The following is a 17,882-nucleotide window of genomic DNA, read 5'->3' as shown; positions in this document are numbered from 1 at the left end:
GGTGTGGCGCTCAAGAGCGAGACCATCGGGCTCGCCGTGTCGCTGGAGCTGCCGCTGCTGGTGGTCGACATCCAGCGCGGCGGGCCCTCGACGGGTCTGCCGACCAAGACCGAGCAGGCGGACCTGCTGCAGGCGATGTACGGGCGCAACGGCGAGGCGCCGGTGCCGGTGATCGCCCCCTGTACGCCCGCGGACTGTTTCGACGCCGCTCTGGAGGCGGCCCGGATCGCGCTGACGTACCGCACGCCGGTGTTCCTGCTGTCGGACGGCTACCTCGCGAACGGGTCCGAGCCCTGGCGCATCCCCGAGATCGACGAGCTGCCCGATCTGCGGGTGCAGTTCGCGCAGGGCCCCAACCACACCCTCGACGACGGCAGCGAGGTGTTCTGGCCGTACAAGCGTGACCCGCACACCCTGGCCCGGCCGTGGGCGATCCCGGGCACGCCGGGGCTGGAGCACCGCATCGGCGGGATCGAGAAGCAGGACGGCACGGGCAACATCTCCTACGATCCGGCCAACCACGACTTCATGGTCCGCACCCGCCAGGCCAAGATCGACGGCATCGACGTCCCCGACCTCGAGGTCGACGACCCGGACGAGGCCCGGACCCTGGTCCTGGGCTGGGGCTCGACCTACGGCCCCATCACCGCGGCGGTACGACGGCTGCGGACGGCCGGCGAGTCCATCGCGCAGGCCCATCTGCGCCACCTCAACCCCTTCCCGAAGAACCTCGGTTCGGTCCTGGAGCGCTACGACAAGGTCGTGATCCCCGAGATGAACCTCGGCCAGCTCGCCACCCTGGTCCGGGCGAGGTACCTGGTCGACGCGCACTCGTACAACCAGGTCAACGGCATGCCGTTCAAGGCCGAACAGCTCGCCAAGGCTCTCAAGGAGGCCATCGATGGCTGAGACGACCACGAAAGGCGCGGGCACGATCGAGGCGCTCTCGCTCGTCCCCAAGGCCGAGGCCAGGCAGTCCATGAAGGACTTCAAGTCCGATCAGGAAGTGCGCTGGTGCCCCGGCTGCGGTGACTACGCGATCCTGGCGGCCGTGCAGGGCTTCATGCCCGAGCTGGGCCTGGCCAAGGAGAACATCGTCTTCGTCTCGGGCATCGGCTGCTCGTCGCGCTTCCCGTACTACATGAACACGTACGGCATGCACTCCATCCACGGCCGCGCCCCGGCCATCGCGACGGGGCTCGCCTCCAGCCGGCGGGACCTGAGCGTGTGGGTGGTCACGGGCGACGGCGACGCCCTGTCCATCGGCGGAAACCACCTGATCCACGCCCTGCGCCGCAACGTCAACCTCAAGATCCTGCTCTTCAACAACCGGATCTACGGCCTGACCAAGGGCCAGTACTCCCCGACCTCCGAAGTCGGCAAGATCACCAAGTCGACGCCGATGGGCTCCCTGGACGCGCCCTTCAACCCGGTGTCGCTGGCCATCGGCGCTGAGGCGTCCTTCGTCGCCCGGACGGTGGACTCCGACCGCAAGCACCTCACGGAGGTGCTGCGCCAGGCCGCCGCCCACCCCGGCACCGCCCTGGTCGAGATCTACCAGAACTGCAACATCTTCAACGACGGCGCCTTCGAGGTGCTGAAGGACAAGCAGTCGGCCGAGGAGGCGGTGATCCGCCTGGAACACGGGCAGCCGGTCCGCTTCGGGACGGACGGCGCGCGGGGGGTCGTCCGGGACCAGGCCACCGGTGATCTGAAGGTGGTCACCGTGACGCCGGAGAACGAGTCGCAGATCCTCGTCCACGACGCCCACTCCGCATCCCCGACGAACGCCTTCGCACTCTCTCGGCTGGCCGACCCCGACACCCTGCACCACACCCCGATCGGCGTGTTCCGGTCGGTGGAGCGGCCGGTGTACGACACGCAGATGGCCGACCAGCTCGACACGGCGATCGAACAGAACGGCAAGGGCGACCTGGCGTCGCTGCTGGCCGGCGGCGACACCTGGACGGTGGTCGGCTGAGACCGACTCAGCGCGATCGACTCCGCGTGATCGACTCCGCGCGTCACGAGGCCCGGGACTGCTGGTCCCGGGCCTCGTCGTATGCCTGGCGGGCCTTCTCCACGTCGCCCATGCGCCGGTCGGTCCACAGCGAGAGCGCCCGCACCTGCTCCGCGGCCTCGCGGCCGAGGTCGGTGAGGGAGTAGTCGACGCGCGGCGGGATCACGGGCTTGGCGTCTCGGTGGACCAGGCCGTCGCGCTCCAGGGTCTGCAGGGTTTGGGTGAGCATCTTCTCGCTCACCCGCCCGATGGCGCGCCGCAGCTCGCTGAAGCGGTACGGGCGCTCCAGGAGCTGGATGAGGACCAGGACGCCCCAGCGGCTGGTCACGTGCTCCAGGACGAGGCGGTGAGGGCACATGCCCTCGGCTCGGGAGAAGCGGTCACTTACGGCCATGCCAGTACCTTACTTCAAAGTGGGTACTTTCGCTGAGTTAGCGCACCCCCTAGGGTTAGTGCCAGTCCCGCACCCCACTAGGAGTTCTGAACCATGAGCATCGTCGTCACCGGATCCACCGGAAGCCTCGGCCGCCTCGTCGTGGAGCAGCTGCTGGAGAAGGTCCCCGCCGAGCAGATCACCGCTGTCGTACGCGACGAGGCCAAGGGCGCCGCCTTCGCGGCCCGGGGCGTGAAGCTCGCGGTCGCCGACTACAACGCGCCCGAGACGTTCGACGGCCTCTTCGCGGCCGGCGACAAGGTGCTGCTGATCTCCGGCAACGAGTTCGACAAGGGCCGCCCGCAGCAGCACAAGGTGGTCATCGACGCGGCCCAGGCGGCGGGTGTGGCCCTGCTCGCCTACACCAGCGCGCCCGGCGCCCTGACGGCCTCCCTCGCCGACGACCACCGGGCCACCGAGGAGACGCTGCTCGCCTCCGGAGTCCCCTTCGTCCTGCTGCGCAACGGCTGGTACAACGAGAACTACACGGAGAACCTCGGCCCGGTCCTGGAGCACAACGCCGTCGTGCAGGCCGCCGGGGACGGCCGGGTCTCCTCCGCCTCCCGCGCCGACTACGCGGCCGCCGCGGTCGCGGTGCTGACCGGCGAGGGCCACGAGAACAAGACGTACGAGCTGGGCGGCGACGAGGCGTGGAGCTTCGCCGAGTACGCGGCAGAGCTGAGCCGGCAGACCGGCAAGCAGATCAGCTACAGCCCCGTCTCCGTCGAGGCGTTCACCGGCATCCTGACCGGTGCGGGCCTGCCCGGACCGTTCGCCGCCACCCTCGCGGGCGTGGACGCGTCCATAGAGAAGGGCGAGCTGGTCGTCACCACCGGCGACCTGACCCGCCTGATCGGCCGCCCGTCCACACCGATCTCCGCATCCCTCACTGCCGCACTCAAGGGCTGAACTTCCCCCCCTTCGAGGGCCCTTGGGCGGCCGACCCCCGCCTGTCATGACCGTATGGCGATACGGGCATGACAGGCGGGGGCGCTCGGCGCTACCGTCATGCTCTGCGGCAGGTCGTGACGAGGGAGGGGCCCATGAGCGGGACGTCGAAGGGCGAGCGGCGGATAGGACTGCTGAACGGTCTCGCGGCCTACGGCATGTGGGGCCTCGTCCCCCTCTTCTGGCCGCTGCTCAAGCCCGCCGGGGCGGTGGAGATCCTCGCTCACCGGATGGTGTGGTCCCTCGCCTTCGTCGCCGTCGCGCTCGTCGTGGTACGGCGCTGGGCCTGGGCCGGTGAGCTGCTGCGGCAGCCGCGCAGGCTGGGGCTCGTCGCGGTCGCCGCGGCCGTCATCACCGTCAACTGGGGCGTCTACATCTGGTCCGTGAACAGCGGGCACGTCGTCGAGGCCTCACTCGGGTACTTCATCAACCCCCTGGTCACCATCGCGATGGGCGTGCTGCTGCTGAAGGAGCGGTTGCGGCCCGTGCAGTGGGCCGCGGTGGGGGTCGGGTTCGCCGCCGTCCTCGTCCTCACCATCGGCTACGGCCGGCCGCCGTGGATCTCGCTCTGCCTCGCCTTCTCCTTCGCCACCTACGGTCTGGTGAAGAAGAAGGTCAACCTCGGCGGCGTCGAGTCGCTGACCGCCGAGACCGCCATCCAGTTCCTGCCCGCGCTCGGCTATCTGCTGTGGCTCGGCGGCCAGGGGGACTCCACCTTCACGAGCGAGGGCGCGGGCCATGCCGCGCTGCTCGCCGCGACCGGCCTCGTCACCGCGCTGCCGCTGGTCTGCTTCGGAGCCGCCGCCATCCGGGTGCCGCTGTCCACGCTGGGGCTGATGCAGTACCTCGCGCCCGTCTTCCAGTTCCTGCTCGGCGTCCTGTACTTCCACGAGGCCATGCCGCCCGAGCGGTGGGCCGGGTTCGCCCTGGTCTGGCTGGCGCTGACCCTGCTGACGGGGGACGCGTGGCGCACCGCGCGGCGGACGCGGGCGGCGGCGCTCGCCGCATCCGGAGCGACGGGCACGGCAGCGGTGTCGGCTTCGCCGCGGGTGGACGCGTAAGAGCGGCGAACCGCGAACCCCCTGACCGGATACCGCTCTTGACGGAGAGTTGGCCAGAGCTTCACCATCCAGGCACCCCATTCAGTGTGGATTACCTGTGCCATCCCATGGGTGTCCCTCGGTCATTCGGAGCCCCCACATGAAGCTCTCCGTCTCCGGGCGGGCGTCGGCGACCGCCGTCGTCGCGGCCGCCTCGCTGCTGGCCGGCGGATCCATAGCCGGCGCCGCGCCCGTCCACCAGTCGGCCGCGACAGCAGCCGCGCCCGACATCCCCGTGGCCAACGTCAAGGCACACCTCACCCAGCTCCAGTCCATCGCCACCGCCAACGGCGGCAACCGCGCGCACGGCCGGGCCGGTTACAAGGCCTCGCTCGACTACGTCAAGGCCAAGCTGGACGCCGCCGGATACACCACCGCCCTCCAGCAGTTCACCTCCTCCGGCCGCACCGGCTACAACCTGATCGCGGACTGGCCGGGCGGCGACAGCAATCAGGTTGTCATGGCCGGGTCACACCTGGACAGCGTGACCTCGGGAGCCGGCATCAACGACAACGGATCCGGCTCCGCCGCGATCCTCGAGACCGCGCTGGCGGTCGCACGGACCGGCTACCACCCCACGAAGCACCTCCGGTTCGCCTGGTGGGGAGCGGAGGAGCTCGGCCTGGTCGGCTCGCGCTACTACGTCAACAACCTCTCCTCCACCAACCGCGCGAAGATCAGCGGATACCTGAACTTCGACATGATCGGCTCGCCGAACCCCGGTTACTTCGTCTACGACGACGACCCCACGATCGAGAAGACCTTCAAGGACTACTACGCGGGCCTCGGCGTCCCGACCGAGATCGAGACCGAGGGCGACGGCCGCTCCGACCACGCGCCGTTCAAGAACGCGGGCGTGCCGGTCGGCGGGCTGTTCAGCGGCGCCGACTACCGCAAGACGTCCGCGCAGGCGGCCAAGTGGGGCGGAACGGCAGGGCAGGCCTTCGACCGCTGCTACCACTCGTCCTGCGACAACACGTCGAACATCAACGACACGGCGCTGGACCGCAACAGTGACGCGGTGGCGTATGCGGTGTGGAACCTGTCGTCGTAGGCCGGTGGGACTGGTGAGCCGCGTAGGTCAGGTGGGGACTCATCGGACGCCCGCGTCGCGGGCGCGTACCTCGAGGCGGCCCATGCGGGTGCGGGCCGACTCCAGTTGGCCGAGGTCGTCGGCGGCGGGTCCGCCCTCGGCGACGAGCTCGGTCCACAGACCGATGAGGTCGTAACCCAGCGACAGGCCCTGCACCGGGTTGCGTACGGCACGCCAGGCGGAAGCCGCGCTCTGGATGTTGCCGTACGCGGCCTCGGCGTCCCTGGTGTGGCGGTGGATGCGGGCCAGGTCGAGGGAGAGGTGGAAGGAGCGGAGCGGGTCGCCCGCCAGGTAGGCGATGTACGCGGTGAGTTCGCGCAGCCGCAGCACTTCGGGGTGCTCCGGCCCGAGCGACCCCGACGCCTCGGCGACGGTCTGCTCCGCGAGCTGCGCCGCGGTGTCCGTCCGGCCCGCCTTCACCGCCTCGTTGATCCGCGCGACGGGCTCGGCGAGGAGGGCGGGGGTGGAGCCGTCGCCGGGTGCGGTACGAGGGTCGTCGCCGAGTACGGCTTCGGCGACCGCGTCGAAACCGCGCGCGGGGGTGGGCTTGGGGTCGGGCTCGGGCTCGGCGGTCAGGTCGAGGAGGGGCGCGGGCGCGGGCTTGCGCTCGGGCACGGGCGCGGGCTGCGGGGTCACGTCGAGGAACGGAGCCGGGTCGGTCTGTGGGGTCACGTCGACGAACGCGGCGGGGCCGGTCTGCGGGGTCACGTCGACGAACGCGGCGGGCTCGGGCTGCGGGGGCACATCGGCCGAAGGCGCGGGCTCGGGCGTGGGCTCGGGCTCGGGACGTACGTCCATGGCGGGCGGCGGCCCGAAGGTGCCCGTGGGGGCGGAGACGGTACCGGGAGCGGTAGGTGTGCCGGGACTGTCCGCACGCTCCGCCGACTCGGGCACCGCGCGCAATGGGAACGTCGTGGGTTCGGGCCGTGCGCCCTTCTCTGTGTCGGCGAGGGATCGCAGAGGGAAGGTCGGCGTGGCATCCCTCACCGGCTCCGGCATCGCCCGCAACAGGTGCGTCGGCCGATCACGCCGAGACGCCTGCCCGGCAGCGCCGGAGGGGTCAGGCCCCGCGGTCGGCATCGGCGGCTCGGAGGGCGCGGGCGGCATGGCGGACGCGGGCGGCGCGGGCGGCGTGAAGGACGCGGGCGGCACGGACGGCGTGAAGGACGCGGACGGCGCGGGCGGCGTGGAGTTCCCGTAGCCCGCCGGCGGCTGAGCCTCCGCCGCATCTGGTTGCCCGTCAGCCACGGTGGGCAACAGCTCGGTCGGCGCCCCGACCCCGCCCAGCCCCGCATCCCCCTGCTCCTCCGCCGGACGCATCCGCGCGGGTTCTGCCGTGAAGTGGGTGGAGCCGTCCGGGTCCATGCGGAGGGGAACGACGTAGCCGATGCGCTCGTCGTGGACGTGGGCGAGTACGGGATGGCCGGTGGCGAGGGCGATGCGGTGGAGGTGGGCCAGGACGGCGTGCTGGATCTCCTGGCCGGGAGCCGGGACGACCGGTACCCCACCGATCGACGCGCCGCCCGCCACCGGACCGTCGCCGGGGACGCGGACGTCGAGCGGTGCCACGACGGGCGCCGCCTTCGGCACGGCCCGCTGCTCTTCCCGCTTCTTCTCGCGACTGAGTCGAGACATCGCTTCCTCACTCACCTGTACTTCTCGGCGCCACGGCCCCGTCGTCCACGTACTGTCGAGTCTCTCCGCTCGCTCCCGGTTCTCGCGTCACCACGGCGTCACAGCCTCGCACCAGGAACCTACCCTTCATCACAGAACCGTCCCCCAGCCCCGGGGGACGGGGCTGGTCGGACGGAGTGGCCGGGGTGACGAAGGAGGAACGCGGGGATGGCGACGACGGCGGTGACGGACGCACGGCAGGGTCCCGAGATCTGGCTGCGCGGCCCCGTGCCCGCACCGGAGGAGCAACCGCCCGACCTCTCGCTCGCTGACCGGCGCTTCTCCTGGGTCGCCACGCACGGCGGGGCCGGTGTCTCCACCCTCGCGACCGTCTACGGCGGCCACGACTGCGGACGTGACTGGCCCGGCCCCGGTGCCCCCTCGTCCGTGCTGCTCGTGGCCCGTACCCACGCGGCCGGACTCGAGGCCGTCCTGCGCGCCGTCGAGGTCTTCCGGCGCGGCGAGGCACCGCACGGGCTCGACCTCGACTCGGTCGTGCTCGTCGCGGACGCGCCGGGCCGGCTGCCGCGCCCGCTCGTTCGGCATGTCCGGCTGGTCGAGTCGGTCATCGACGTGTACCGCGTGCCGTGGGTGCCCGCATGGCGCCTCGGCGATCTGAGCGGGGAACCTCCCCGGGAGACGGCGGCGCTGGCCCGCCTCACGAGGCCCGGGCGCGCTGACCATGGCCGGTGAACGGGCGTCGGCCGAGGAGATCGCCGCGGCCGTACGGTCCCGGCGAGTTTCGGCCGTCGACGTGGTGGCCTCGGCGCTGGAGCGGATCGGGCGCACCGATACCGAGCTGTGCGCGTTCGCCGAGGTGTGGGAGGAGGCGGCGCTGCGGCGGGCCGGCGAGGTGGACGCGCGGGTCGCCGCGGGTGAGCGGCCGCCGCTGGCCGGGGTGCCGATCGGCGTCAAGGGACGGCACGGGCTGCGTACGGCGGAACCGCTCCTCGCGGCAGGGTGCGTGCCGGTGGGCGCGACCTCCGTGCCCGGGCCCGGAACTCCCTGGCAGACCTGGGGACTCGGGCGCCACGGCCGTACCGTCAACCCCTGGCGCGCCGACCGTACACCGGGCGGCTCGTCGGCCGGGTCGGCGGCCGCGGTGGCCGCCGGCCTGGTACCGCTGGCGACCGGCAGCGACGGGGCGGGGTCGGTACGCATACCGGCGGCCTGGTGCGGGGTCGTGGGCCTGAAGACGACGAACGGCCACCTGCCGACCCCGGACCGCACAGGGCTGGCCGCGCCGGGAGTGCTCGCCCGGCACGCGTCGGACGCGGAGGCGTACTGGCGGGTGATGTCGGGGGAGGACATGCGGCGACCGTCCACCGTCCCCACCGCCGCCTGGTCGCCCGACCTCGGCTTCGCCGACCCCGACCCGGAGCCCGTCGCGCTCGCGCATGCCGCGGCTCTGCGGCTCGCGGACGCCGCTGTCGTACGGCTTCTACGGCCGCGCTCGCCCCTCCGGCTGGAGGATCCCGCGTCCGCCTGGCTCGCCCTCCGCTCCCCCGGCGCCCCGGACGTCGACGCGGCTCACCGGCTCCGGGCCGGGAACGACCGGCGACTCGACGCCATCTTCGCCGACGCGGAGTTGCTGCTGACGCCGACGACACCGAACGCGCCGCACGGCCACGACGGGCCGGGCGACCGGTACTCCACGGCTCTCACCTGGGAGTTCAACCTGAGCGGGCATCCAGCGTTGAGCATCCCGGCGGGCCTGGGCGCGGACGGTTGCCCTGTGGGGCTGCAGTTGGTGGCGCCGCACGGGCGGGAGGCGCTGTTGCTCGGCGTGGCGCGGGCGGCTGAGGCGTACGTGGGGCACGCCTGGACAGATGCTTGCATGCGCATTTAATGTAGAGGCGTGTAATTGCCGCACGCCGACTACTTTGGGGGCTCCATGACGACCCGCCGCTTCCTGTTCGTGCTGGGCAGCAGCCGCGACGAGGGCAACACCGAACTGCTGGCACGCCGGGCGGCCGAGCAACTCCCCTCGGACGTCGAACAGCAGTGGATCGACCTGACCGAGGACCCGCTGCCCGACTTCGTGGACCTGCGGCGTGACAGCGACCACGTCCGCCCCACCGAGGGCGCCCCGGCGCTGCTGCTCGACGCCACGCTCGAGGCGACGGACATCGTGATCGCGTCCCCGCTGTACTGGTACTCGGTGTCCGCGCAGACCAAGCGCTACCTCGACCACTGGTCGGGCTGGCTGCGCACGCCGGGCCTGGACTTCAAGGCGACACTGGCCGGGCGGACCCTCTGGGGCGTCGCCGCGCTCGCCGATGCCGAGTCCTCCGTCGCCGACCCGCTGATCGGCACGCTGAACAACTCGGCCGCGTATCTGGGCATGCGCTTCGGCGGGGTCCTGCTGGGCAACGGCAGCGGGCGCGGTGACGTACTGAACGACGAGGGGGCGCTGGCCCGGGCGAAGACGTTCTTCGCGGGCGAGACACCGCTCGCGAGGTTCCCGTACGAGACGGCCTGATGTCTACGCGGTGATGTCCTTCGCCGTGAACCGTGCCCAGGCCGCCGAACCGAACACCGCCGCGTACAGGCCCTGTAGGCCGAGGTTCTTCAGCAGGTCGTCGTAGTAGACCGGGTCGCGCATCAGGTCGGCGAAGGACAGCCAGTAGTGGGAGAAGAAGTACGGCTGGATCGCGTGGAGCTGGGGGATCTGGTCGAGGATCTGGACCGTGATCAGCAGGCCCACGGTCGTCGCCATCGCCGCGATACCGCTGTTGGTGAGCGTCGAGACGAACAGACCGAGGGCCGCGATCCCGATCAGGGACGCGGCGACGACCAGGGCGATCAGCAGGGCCCGGCCCAGGCCGTCGGCGAACGAGATCCGGGTGCCGGAGATCGTCGTCAGGTCGCCCAGCGGGAAGAGCAGCGCGCCGACCGCCAGCGCCGAGAGCGCGACCACTAGGGTGGCCAGCAGGCAGAACGCCATCGTGGTCGCGTACTTGGTGAGCAGGAGGCGGGTACGGCCGGCGGGGGCGACCAGGAGGTAGCGCAGGGTGCCCGCGTTGGCCTCACCGGCGATCGCGTCGCCCGCGATGACGCCGACCGCCATCGGCAGGAAGAACGGCAGGGTCGCGGCCAGTGCCGTGAAGACGAGGAACAGGCCGTTGTTGGTGATCTGCGCGATGAACGCCGGTCCGCCGCCGCCACCTCCGCCGGAACCGGCCGACGAGCCGTCGCCGGTCTCGATCTTCACCGCGATCCCGACGAGGATCGGCACGGCCGCCAGCACACCCAGCAGCGCGAGCGTGCGCCAGCGCCTCAGGGTCGTCAGCAGTTCGCTGCGCAGCAGACCGAACGTCCACAGGGGGCTGGGCCTGCGGAGGGTCTCCGGCCGGTCCCCGGTCGCCGGGGACTGCGGTGCTCCCTCCGGTGCTCCCTCAGGCTGCGAGGCGACTTCAGCCCGCGACATCGAACCCCTCCCCCGTGAGCGCCACGAACGCGTCCTCCAGCGAGGCCCGTTCGACGCCGAAGCCGCGGACGCGCACGCCCGCCGTCACCAACGCGGCGTTCACGTCGGCGAGGTCGCGCTCCGGAGGCTCGCCGGTCACCCGGTCCTCGGCGATCACGACATCCCCGACGCCCTGTTCCTTCAACACCCGGGCCGCCTCCCCCGTGTCCGGCGTGGTCACGACCAGCTTGCCCCGCGCGCCCGCCGCCAGCTCGGCCACCGGTCCCTGGGTGATGAGCCGGCCCTGGGCCATCACCGCCGCGTGCGTGCACACCTGCTCGATCTCGTCGAGGAGGTGGGAGGAGAGGAAGACGGTCGTGCCGTCGGAGGCCAGCTCCCGCACCAGGGAACGGATCTCCCGCATCCCCTGCGGGTCGAGGCCGTTGGTCGGCTCGTCGAGGACGAGCAGCCGGCGGGGCTGGAGAAGGGCGGCGGCGAGCCCCAGCCGCTGCTTCATACCGAGGGAGTACGCCTTCGCCTTCTTGCCCGCGGCCGCCGTCAGGCCCACCCGGTCCAGCGCCGCGGCGACGCGCGTACGCCGGGTGCGTGGGTCGGCGACCGGGTCGGCGGCGTCGTAGCGCAGCAGGTTGTCACGGCCGGAGAGGAAGCCGTACAGGGCGGGCCCCTCGATGAGCGCGCCGACGTGCGGCAAAACGGCCCGCGTGGCCCGGGGCACGGGGTGTCCCAGGACGCGGGCCGAGCCGGACGTGGGTTCGATGAGCCCCATCAGCATGCGGATGGTGGTCGTCTTTCCCGAGCCGTTCGGACCGAGGAAGCCGAAGACGCTGCCCTCCGGGACGGTCAGGTCCAGGCCGTCGACGGCGAGCTGTCCGCCGCGGTAGCGCTTGGTGAGCGCGCGGGTGGCGATGACGCCGTCCCGCGCGCCCGCCTCTTCCGGCTCCGTGGCGGACGGTTCGTCCATGTGCTCCCTCGATTCGTCGTACGCCCGTACTTCCGGGCGCACGGTGTCTACTTCGCGGTGTTCGCCGCCTTCACCAGGGCGTCCTTGGTGACCGCGCCGACGTAGACCTTGCCGTCGTCGGTGATCAGGGCGTTGACCAGGCGGGTGGAGAACACGGTGCCCTTGCCGAACTTCCCGCTGACCTGGTCGCCGAGAGAGCCGAGGAATCCACCGAGGTCACCGCCGGCCTGGGCGCCCGAGGGGACGCCCTCGCCGCCGGTGTCGAAGGTGGCGATGGAGTTCCAGCCCTCGCCGATGCTCTTCATACCGTCGAGGTCCTTGCCGAGGTCCTTGCCGAGGTCCTCCTCGGACTTCGGGCTGCGCTGCCCGTGATCGGCGCTCTCGTGGCCCGCGTTCTCGTCCTCGGTGACCTTCGCGCCCTTCGGCGGGGTGAAGTCGAAGGTGGAGGCGGCCGGCTTGGCGAAGCTGACCTGCGTGAAGCCGGCGTCGACCACGGCCGCGCCGCCGCTCGCCGGGGTCAGCGTGAACTTCAGCGGCAGGCCGGTCTTCGCGTCCACGGCCACGCTGATCGCGCCGACCGTGGTGCCGGACTGCTTCGGCTTGATGAGCAGCTTGTAGGCGTCCCGGCCGGCGACCTGGACGGTGCCGTCGACGGTGACGGACGTGGTGTCGTCGACCGACTTCAGGGCTTCCTCGGTGAGGTCCTTGGGAGTGGCGGGGACGTCTTCCCGGCTCTTGCCGTTCTTGTCGCCCTTGTCACCCCTGTCGCTCTTCCCGTCCTTCCCGGCGGCGTCCGAGGACGTGCCGTGGTAGACCTCGTTGGACTTGCTGTCGTAGCCCCAGACGTCGTTGCCGTTGTGGATCAGGCTGTACTCGGCGGCGTTCTCCAGCAGGGAGAGCTTCTGCTTGTCCGGGCCGTCGGCGGCGACACGCAGGGTGTGCGTGCCGGAGGCCAGTTCGGTGAGCTTGGCGGACGGGTCCGCGGACGATCCGTCGTCCCCGCCCGACCGCGTGGCGCCGGAGAGGAGACCGCTCTCCAGTCCGCCGAGGTCGGGCAGCCCCAGGTCCGTGCTGATCTTCACGGTGCCGGACAGCTGCTGCACGTCCGACTTGGCGATTTTCTCTATGAGTTGCTGCGCGCTGATCTTCGGCAGGTCGGGGTCACCGGAGTCGGCGAGCGCCGGGACGAGCCCGATGGTCGCCGCCGCCACCCCCATGACCGCGACCGGGACGACGTACCGCGCGGCCTTGCGCCGTCCGGCGCGCAGGTCGTCGCCCTCCCCGGCGGTCGTGCTGTCGTCGGATGCGTACGGTGCCATGTCTGCCTTACCTCCGTCGTCGGCGGCGGCTGCCCATCCCGCGTGTGCGAGTTCCACCCCGAGCAGCCATTCTCACCCGAATCGGTGAGGAGTGGTGTTTTCCGTGGTGTCCATCTGACCAAATCCACCAAGGGGATTCGTCAACCCTCGGGCTCAACTCCGCGTACGCCTGCGGTATGACATGAGGAGGCGGCGCCTCCCCCCGACCCGTAGGGGTCGTGCGAGGTGACGCCGCCGAACGGGCCGACCTCCGCCCGGTAATGTGACATACATCACATAGCGTCAGATGCTCCGAGAGGGCGAGAGGCGCCGGGGGACGTACTGGGACGTAGGGGATGTACGGGATGTACGGGGTACAGGGGACACAGGGAAGGATGCACGGGACGCAGGGGGCACAGGGGGCCTAGCCGGCCCGGTGCACCACCGCGTCGCACAACTCCATCAGCGCGACCTTCGCATCGCACTCCTTCAGCGGTGCCAGCGCGGCCCGGGCCTCCTTGGCGTACCGGATCGCATCCTGCCGCGCCTGCTCCAGCGCGGGGTGCGCGCGCAGGGCCGCCAGCGCCTCGGCGTGCCGGGCGTCGTCGGTCAGGTCGGAGTCCAACAGCTCGCACAGGGCGATGTCCTCGGCCAGCCCGAGCCGGGCCGCCCGCTCGCGCAGCCGCAGCACCGGAAGGGTCGGGATGCCCTCGCGCAGGTCCGTCCCCGGCGTCTTGCCCGACTCGTGGGAGTCGGAGGCGATGTCCAGCACGTCGTCCGCGAGCTGGAAGGCGACCCCCAGCCGCTCGCCGTACTGCGTCAGGACGTCGACCACGGTCTCGTCGGCGCCGGACATCATCGCCCCGAAGCGGCACGACACCGCGACGAGCGAGCCGGTCTTGCCACCCAGCACGTCCAGGTAGTGCTCGACCGGGTCGCGCCCGTCCGTGGGGCCCGCCGTCTCCAGGATCTGGCCCGTGACCAGCCGCTCGAACGCCTCCGCCTGGACCCGCACCGCCTCCGGCCCCAGGTCGGCCAGGATGTGCGAGGCCCGCGCGAACAGGAAGTCGCCGGTGAGGACCGCGACGGAGTTGCCCCAGCGCGTGTTCGCGCTGTCCACTCCGCGCCGCACCTCGGCCTCGTCCATCACGTCATCGTGGTACAGCGTGGCGAGGTGGGTCAGCTCCACCACCACCGCCGACGGCACGATCCCCGGCGCGTACGGGTCACCGAACTGCGCCGCGAGCATCACAAGAAGTGGCCGAAAACGCTTCCCGCCCGCTCGTACGAGGTGCTGCGCGGCCTCCGTAATGAACGGGACCTCGCTCTTGGTGGCTTCGAGCAAACCTTCCTCGACGGCCGCCATTCCGGCCTGGACATCGGCTTCCAGAGCCTGGTCCCGCACGCTCAGCCCGAACGGCCCGACGACGGTCACGAGGGGTCTCCTGTCTGCTGGTGTCTACCGGCGCTTACATGGTTTGTCGATAGGTCGCTGCCATCACTCAAGTCAGCGTATCCGGTCACCTTTCGATCACTGATGCCCCCCGCCCTCCCACATTCCATACCGTCCGGACGGTATGGAATCAGGCGTTATGTCTTTGATCTTCCGATACGACAGGACATCCATCGACTTACCCGCGAGCAGTGATTCATGCCCCACCTCGCGGTCGTCATCCAGCCATGGAGTCGTAGTGCCCTATTTGCCGCAATTGGATCCTCAATTCCCCTTGGCGGCAAATGAGCTGAGGAGATGTGCGCAGTGAATTGGGTCACGTGCGGGTTTATTCGGACACTGCGCCGCATGTCAGCTCCCCCCTTTGCCCACCCCCGAGTTGAGTCTTGGCAACCGCAAAGGATCAAGCACCCGATACGCCTCAGACCAAGGTCAATAGGGCAAGACGCCAATCCACCACTTGTTCCCGACATGTGCTCTCGCATACGTTCCCGGCCTGTCGGGCGGACGCCTCATCCTGCCGCCGCCCGCCGCCACCCATCGACGAACTCACTCGCGTACGGCAGGAGCGGGGGACCCAGGTAAGTCGCCGGGCCGGGCATCGCACCGGACCGGCTTGGGGTGAAGCCGTGTCGCCGTACGGCGGCCCGGCCGGGCACCTCCCAGCCCGAACCCGACAGCTCACCTCGCAGGCGCCGGAGAGGAATTCACCATGCCCGCTGCCGGCCTGCCCCGCCGCACCCGCACGTCCCGACTCGTTCGCACTCTCGCCGTCGCCGGCACCGGCGCCGCCGTGCTCGCGCTGCCGCTCATCGGCGCGACCAGTGCCTCCGCCGCCACCCCGACCCTGACGACCGCTGCCGTCACGGGCTACCCCAACACCCTCGACGGCTGGATCCGAGCGTCGCTCGCCATCATGGCCGAACGGGGCATCCCCGGTTCCTACGACGGCATTTACCGCAACATCATGCGTGAGTCCTCCGGCAACCCCAACGCCATCAACCTGTGGGACTCCAACGCGGCCGCCGGAACCCCGTCCAAGGGCCTGCTCCAGGTCATCGACCCGACGTTCCAGGCCTACCACGTGCCCGGCACGTCGTTCGACCCCTACGACCCGATCGCGAACATCACGGCCGCCTGCAACTACGCGGCGGCACGCTACTTTCCGGTCAACAACTTTTGGTTCCCTGCTTGTTCTTTTTTGTTTGGATCAGGCCGGACCCCGCTCCCTGATCCGGCCTGATCCAAACGAGAGGCCCTAGGCCTGCCCCCCTCAGCCTTCGGGGAACAGTCCTTCGAGGACGACGGCGATGCCGTCGTCCTCGTTCGACGTGGTGATCTCGTCTGCTACGGCCTTGAGTTCGGGGTGTGCGTTGGCCATCGCGACGCCTCGGGCCGCCCAGTCGAACATGGGGATGTCGTTGGGCATGTCCCCGAAGGCGATCGTGTCCGCCGGGCTCAGACCCAGGTGCTCGGCGGCCAGCGCCAGGCCGGTCGCCTTGGTGATGCCGCACGGCTGGAGTTCGACCGTCCCCGGTCCCGACATGGTGACCGTCGCGAGGGAGCCGACCACTCCGCGCGCCGTCGCAGCCAGTTCGTCGTCGGACAGGTCGGGATGGCGTAGCAGGACCTTGCTGATCGGCGCGCACCACAGGTCTGCGCGCCGACCGACCCGTACGGCGGGCAGGGTCGGGTGGGGCATCAGATACCCGGGCTCGATGAGCGTGAGCCCCTCGACGCCGTCCTGGTCTACCGCGGCGTACACCTGCCCCACCTCGGCCTCCACCTTCTCCAGCGCCGTCTCCGCCAACTCCCGGTCCAGGGTGACGGACCACAACAGCCGGTCCGCGCCGGCGTCGTAGACCTGTGCGCCCTGCCCGCACACCGCGAGCCCCGCGCTGCCGAGGTCGTCGAGGAGCGGGCGCACCCGGGGCGCCGGCCGTCCCGTGACGACGAGGTGCTGGGCACCCGCCCGTGCCACCCGCGCGAGCGCGGCGAAGGACCGGTCGGAGACGGTGTCGTCGCCGCGCAGCAGCGTTCCGTCCAGGTCGGTGGCGATGAGTGAGTACGCGGTGCGCTCGTCAGATGCGGTGGGTGCGGCCATGATCAGAGAATACGGACAGGACACCCCCCTCCACTCAGCGCGAACCGGACGGCGACAGCGCCCATCGCCGCCCAGCCGCCACTTTCAACTCCCATGCGGCGATCGGCTTTTCACCCCCAGGGGGTGCTCGTGTCCCTCCGTCTCAGCCGTGCGCCGCCGCCAGATGCCGCGCCAGCCTCGGTGAGGCGAACTCCGTGCCGCACACGAACCGCATCACCGGGCCGTACGACGCCGCGGCCGGCAGCCCCGTGAAGTACAGCCCCGGCACCGACGACACGTATCCCGCGCCCAGCTTGGGTGTGCCACGGCTCACCGCGAGTTCGGTGCGCAGCTCATGGCCGAGGAAGTCCATCGCGGCGAGGTCGACGCGGTAGCCGGTCGCCGCGACGACGTGGTCGGCCGACAGCCGCTGCGTGCGGCCGCCGTGCGTGGTGACCGTCAGCGTCGTACCGTCCTGCGTCGCGTCCGCCCGCACGACCCGGTCCACCTCGCTGACCCGCACCTTGCCCTCGAACCGGTCGCGCAGCCACCAGGCGCCGAGCGGCCCGAGGACACGGCGGACCAGGTAGTGGCGGGCCTGGGCCGGCAGGTGGCGATAGGGGTGCGGGTAGTAGGTCAGCGCCCACAGCGACCAGGCGCGTCCGAAGGGCGACTCGGGGCGCAGCCTGGGCTGGTGCCACGGGGGCGCGCCGAAGGCGACCCGCCCGCGTCCGCGCGAGACCACGCGGACCCGCGCGCCCGCCTCCGCCGCCAGTACCGCGGTCTCCAGCGCGGACTGGCCCGCGCCGACGACGATCAGCTCCCGGCCGGAGAAGCGGGTGAGGTCGTGGTGCTGGGAGCTGTGGGAGACCGGGCCCGCGGGGGCGGGTCCGTCGGCCGCGGCCGTGGCCAGCTCCGGCGGCAGGTGGGCCAGCCCGGACAGGCCGGTGGCGACGACGACGGCCCGGGCGGTGAACAGCTCTCCGGAGTCCAGCTTCAGTTCGAAGCCTTGGGCCGGGCTGCGGTCCACCGACACCACCCGCACCCGCTCCAGTTCGGGCACCAGCTTCTGCTGGAACCACTCCCCGTAGTCGATGAAGGTCTCGACGGGAACGATGTCCTCGTCCGTCACCAGCCGCCGTATCCCCGCCGCGTCGCAGTAGTCGACCAGGGTGTGGCCGTGCTGCGGGGCGTCGATGCTGGAGGCCACCGGGGTCGACTTCAGGAGCATGCCTGCGGGCATGTGGTCGCGCCAGCTCACCATGGGGTCGCCGAAGACACGGACGGGCAGGCCGCGAGCGCGTAGATGGGCCGCGGTCGACAGGCCGAAGGGCCCGGCGCCGATGACTGCTACCGGTTGGATCACGAAGTCCCTCCCCAGGACGTCTT

Annotated in this window: 16 protein-coding genes, 1 pseudogene and 1 riboswitch; of the genes and pseudogenes, 9 read left to right on the top strand and 8 right to left on the bottom strand. The window is 71.1% G+C overall.

Annotated elements, in window-relative coordinates:
- Both AC067M_RS36945 and AC067M_RS36940 read left to right on the top strand, forming a co-directional pair.
- Positions 1-909: pseudogene (locus AC067M_RS36945) on the top strand (2-oxoacid:acceptor oxidoreductase subunit alpha); the annotation flags it as partial.
- On the top strand, positions 902-1,981 hold the full coding sequence (locus AC067M_RS36940; protein ID WP_478701391.1) for a 2-oxoacid:ferredoxin oxidoreductase subunit beta: 1,080 nt from the start codon (positions 902-904) through the stop codon (positions 1,979-1,981). The pseudogene AC067M_RS36945 and the gene AC067M_RS36940, both read left to right, overlap by 8 nt.
- A 43-nt stretch (positions 1,982-2,024) precedes the next feature.
- On the opposite strand, the gene AC067M_RS36935 is transcribed toward AC067M_RS36940, so the two are convergent.
- On the bottom strand, positions 2,025-2,414 hold the full coding sequence (locus AC067M_RS36935; protein ID WP_478701390.1) for a winged helix-turn-helix transcriptional regulator: 390 nt from the start codon (positions 2,412-2,414) through the stop codon (positions 2,025-2,027).
- 93 nt (positions 2,415-2,507) lie between these two features.
- Between AC067M_RS36935 and AC067M_RS36930 the strand changes: the two genes are divergently transcribed.
- The 3 genes from AC067M_RS36930 (at position 2,508) to AC067M_RS36920 (ending at position 5,555) form a co-directional block, all read left to right on the top strand.
- Complete coding sequence (locus AC067M_RS36930; RefSeq protein ID WP_478701389.1) at positions 2,508-3,362, top strand: SDR family oxidoreductase; 855 nt, start codon at positions 2,508-2,510, stop codon at positions 3,360-3,362.
- A gap of 134 nt (positions 3,363-3,496) precedes the next feature.
- Positions 3,497-4,462: an EamA family transporter RarD gene (gene rarD, locus AC067M_RS36925; protein WP_478701388.1), complete on the top strand. Its 966-nt coding sequence runs from the start codon at positions 3,497-3,499 to the stop codon at positions 4,460-4,462.
- Between the two features lie 139 nt (positions 4,463-4,601).
- Positions 4,602-5,555 (top strand): M28 family metallopeptidase, encoded by a 954-nt coding sequence (locus AC067M_RS36920; protein WP_478701387.1) that lies wholly within the window; start codon positions 4,602-4,604, stop codon positions 5,553-5,555.
- A gap of 39 nt (positions 5,556-5,594) precedes the next feature.
- Here the strand turns inward: AC067M_RS36920 and AC067M_RS36915 are convergent, their stop codons facing one another.
- Complete coding sequence (locus tag AC067M_RS36915) at positions 5,595-7,229, bottom strand: tetratricopeptide repeat protein (RefSeq protein WP_478701386.1); 1,635 nt, start codon at positions 7,227-7,229, stop codon at positions 5,595-5,597.
- A gap of 207 nt (positions 7,230-7,436) precedes the next feature.
- On the opposite strand from AC067M_RS36915, the gene AC067M_RS36910 reads away from it, so the two are divergent.
- Genes AC067M_RS36910 through AC067M_RS36900 form a run of 3 tightly spaced genes read left to right on the top strand, consistent with a single transcriptional unit; the run spans position 7,437 to position 9,750 of the window.
- Entirely contained in the window at positions 7,437-7,961 is a 525-nt protein-coding gene (locus AC067M_RS36910) for a DUF6668 family protein (RefSeq protein WP_478701385.1), read from the top strand.
- Positions 7,951-9,117, top strand: a complete 1,167-nt coding sequence (locus AC067M_RS36905; protein WP_478701384.1) for an amidase — start codon at positions 7,951-7,953, stop codon at positions 9,115-9,117. The genes AC067M_RS36910 and AC067M_RS36905 overlap by 11 nt, the downstream gene beginning before the upstream one ends.
- A 45-nt stretch (positions 9,118-9,162) precedes the next feature.
- A complete protein-coding gene (locus AC067M_RS36900; RefSeq protein ID WP_478701383.1) occupies positions 9,163-9,750 on the top strand; it encodes a flavodoxin family protein in 588 nt (195 codons plus the stop codon).
- 3 nt (positions 9,751-9,753) lie between these two features.
- Here the strand turns inward: AC067M_RS36900 and AC067M_RS36895 are convergent, their stop codons facing one another.
- From AC067M_RS36895 to AC067M_RS36880, 4 genes are all read right to left on the bottom strand, one after another.
- A complete protein-coding gene (locus AC067M_RS36895; protein ID WP_478701382.1) occupies positions 9,754-10,698 on the bottom strand; it encodes an ABC transporter permease in 945 nt (314 codons plus the stop codon).
- On the bottom strand, positions 10,685-11,659 hold the full coding sequence (locus tag AC067M_RS36890; protein WP_478701381.1) for an ABC transporter ATP-binding protein: 975 nt from the start codon (positions 11,657-11,659) through the stop codon (positions 10,685-10,687). Before AC067M_RS36890 ends, AC067M_RS36895 begins: the two co-directional genes overlap by 14 nt.
- A 47-nt stretch (positions 11,660-11,706) precedes the next feature.
- Positions 11,707-12,978, bottom strand: coding sequence for a LolA family protein (locus tag AC067M_RS36885; protein ID WP_478701380.1), 1,272 nt, complete (start codon positions 12,976-12,978; stop codon positions 11,707-11,709).
- Positions 12,979-13,381: 403 nt separating this feature from the next.
- On the bottom strand, positions 13,382-14,392 hold the full coding sequence (locus tag AC067M_RS36880) for a polyprenyl synthetase family protein (protein ID WP_478701379.1): 1,011 nt from the start codon (positions 14,390-14,392) through the stop codon (positions 13,382-13,384).
- Positions 14,393-14,954: 562 nt separating this feature from the next.
- Positions 14,955-15,120: riboswitch (cyclic di-AMP (ydaO/yuaA leader) on the top strand.
- A 2-nt stretch (positions 15,121-15,122) separates the two neighbouring features.
- On the opposite strand from AC067M_RS36880, the gene AC067M_RS36875 reads away from it, so the two are divergent.
- Positions 15,123-15,653, top strand: a complete 531-nt coding sequence (locus tag AC067M_RS36875; RefSeq protein ID WP_478701378.1) for a transglycosylase SLT domain-containing protein — start codon at positions 15,123-15,125, stop codon at positions 15,651-15,653.
- Positions 15,654-15,683: 30 nt separating this feature from the next.
- Here AC067M_RS36875 and AC067M_RS36870 read toward each other — a convergent pair whose 3' ends face one another.
- Together AC067M_RS36870 and AC067M_RS36865 are read right to left on the bottom strand one after the other, a co-directional pair.
- On the bottom strand, positions 15,684-16,514 hold the full coding sequence (locus AC067M_RS36870; RefSeq protein ID WP_478701377.1) for an HAD family hydrolase: 831 nt from the start codon (positions 16,512-16,514) through the stop codon (positions 15,684-15,686).
- A 142-nt stretch (positions 16,515-16,656) separates the two neighbouring features.
- On the bottom strand, positions 16,657-17,859 hold the full coding sequence (locus AC067M_RS36865; RefSeq protein WP_478701376.1) for an NAD(P)-binding domain-containing protein: 1,203 nt from the start codon (positions 17,857-17,859) through the stop codon (positions 16,657-16,659).
- Between the last annotated feature and the right edge of the window lie 23 nt (positions 17,860-17,882).

This window comes from Streptomyces sp. NPDC043427, assembly GCF_056436655.1.
Note: the sequence above shows the minus strand (reverse complement) of the source record. Positions and strands in the feature narration are given on the sequence as shown.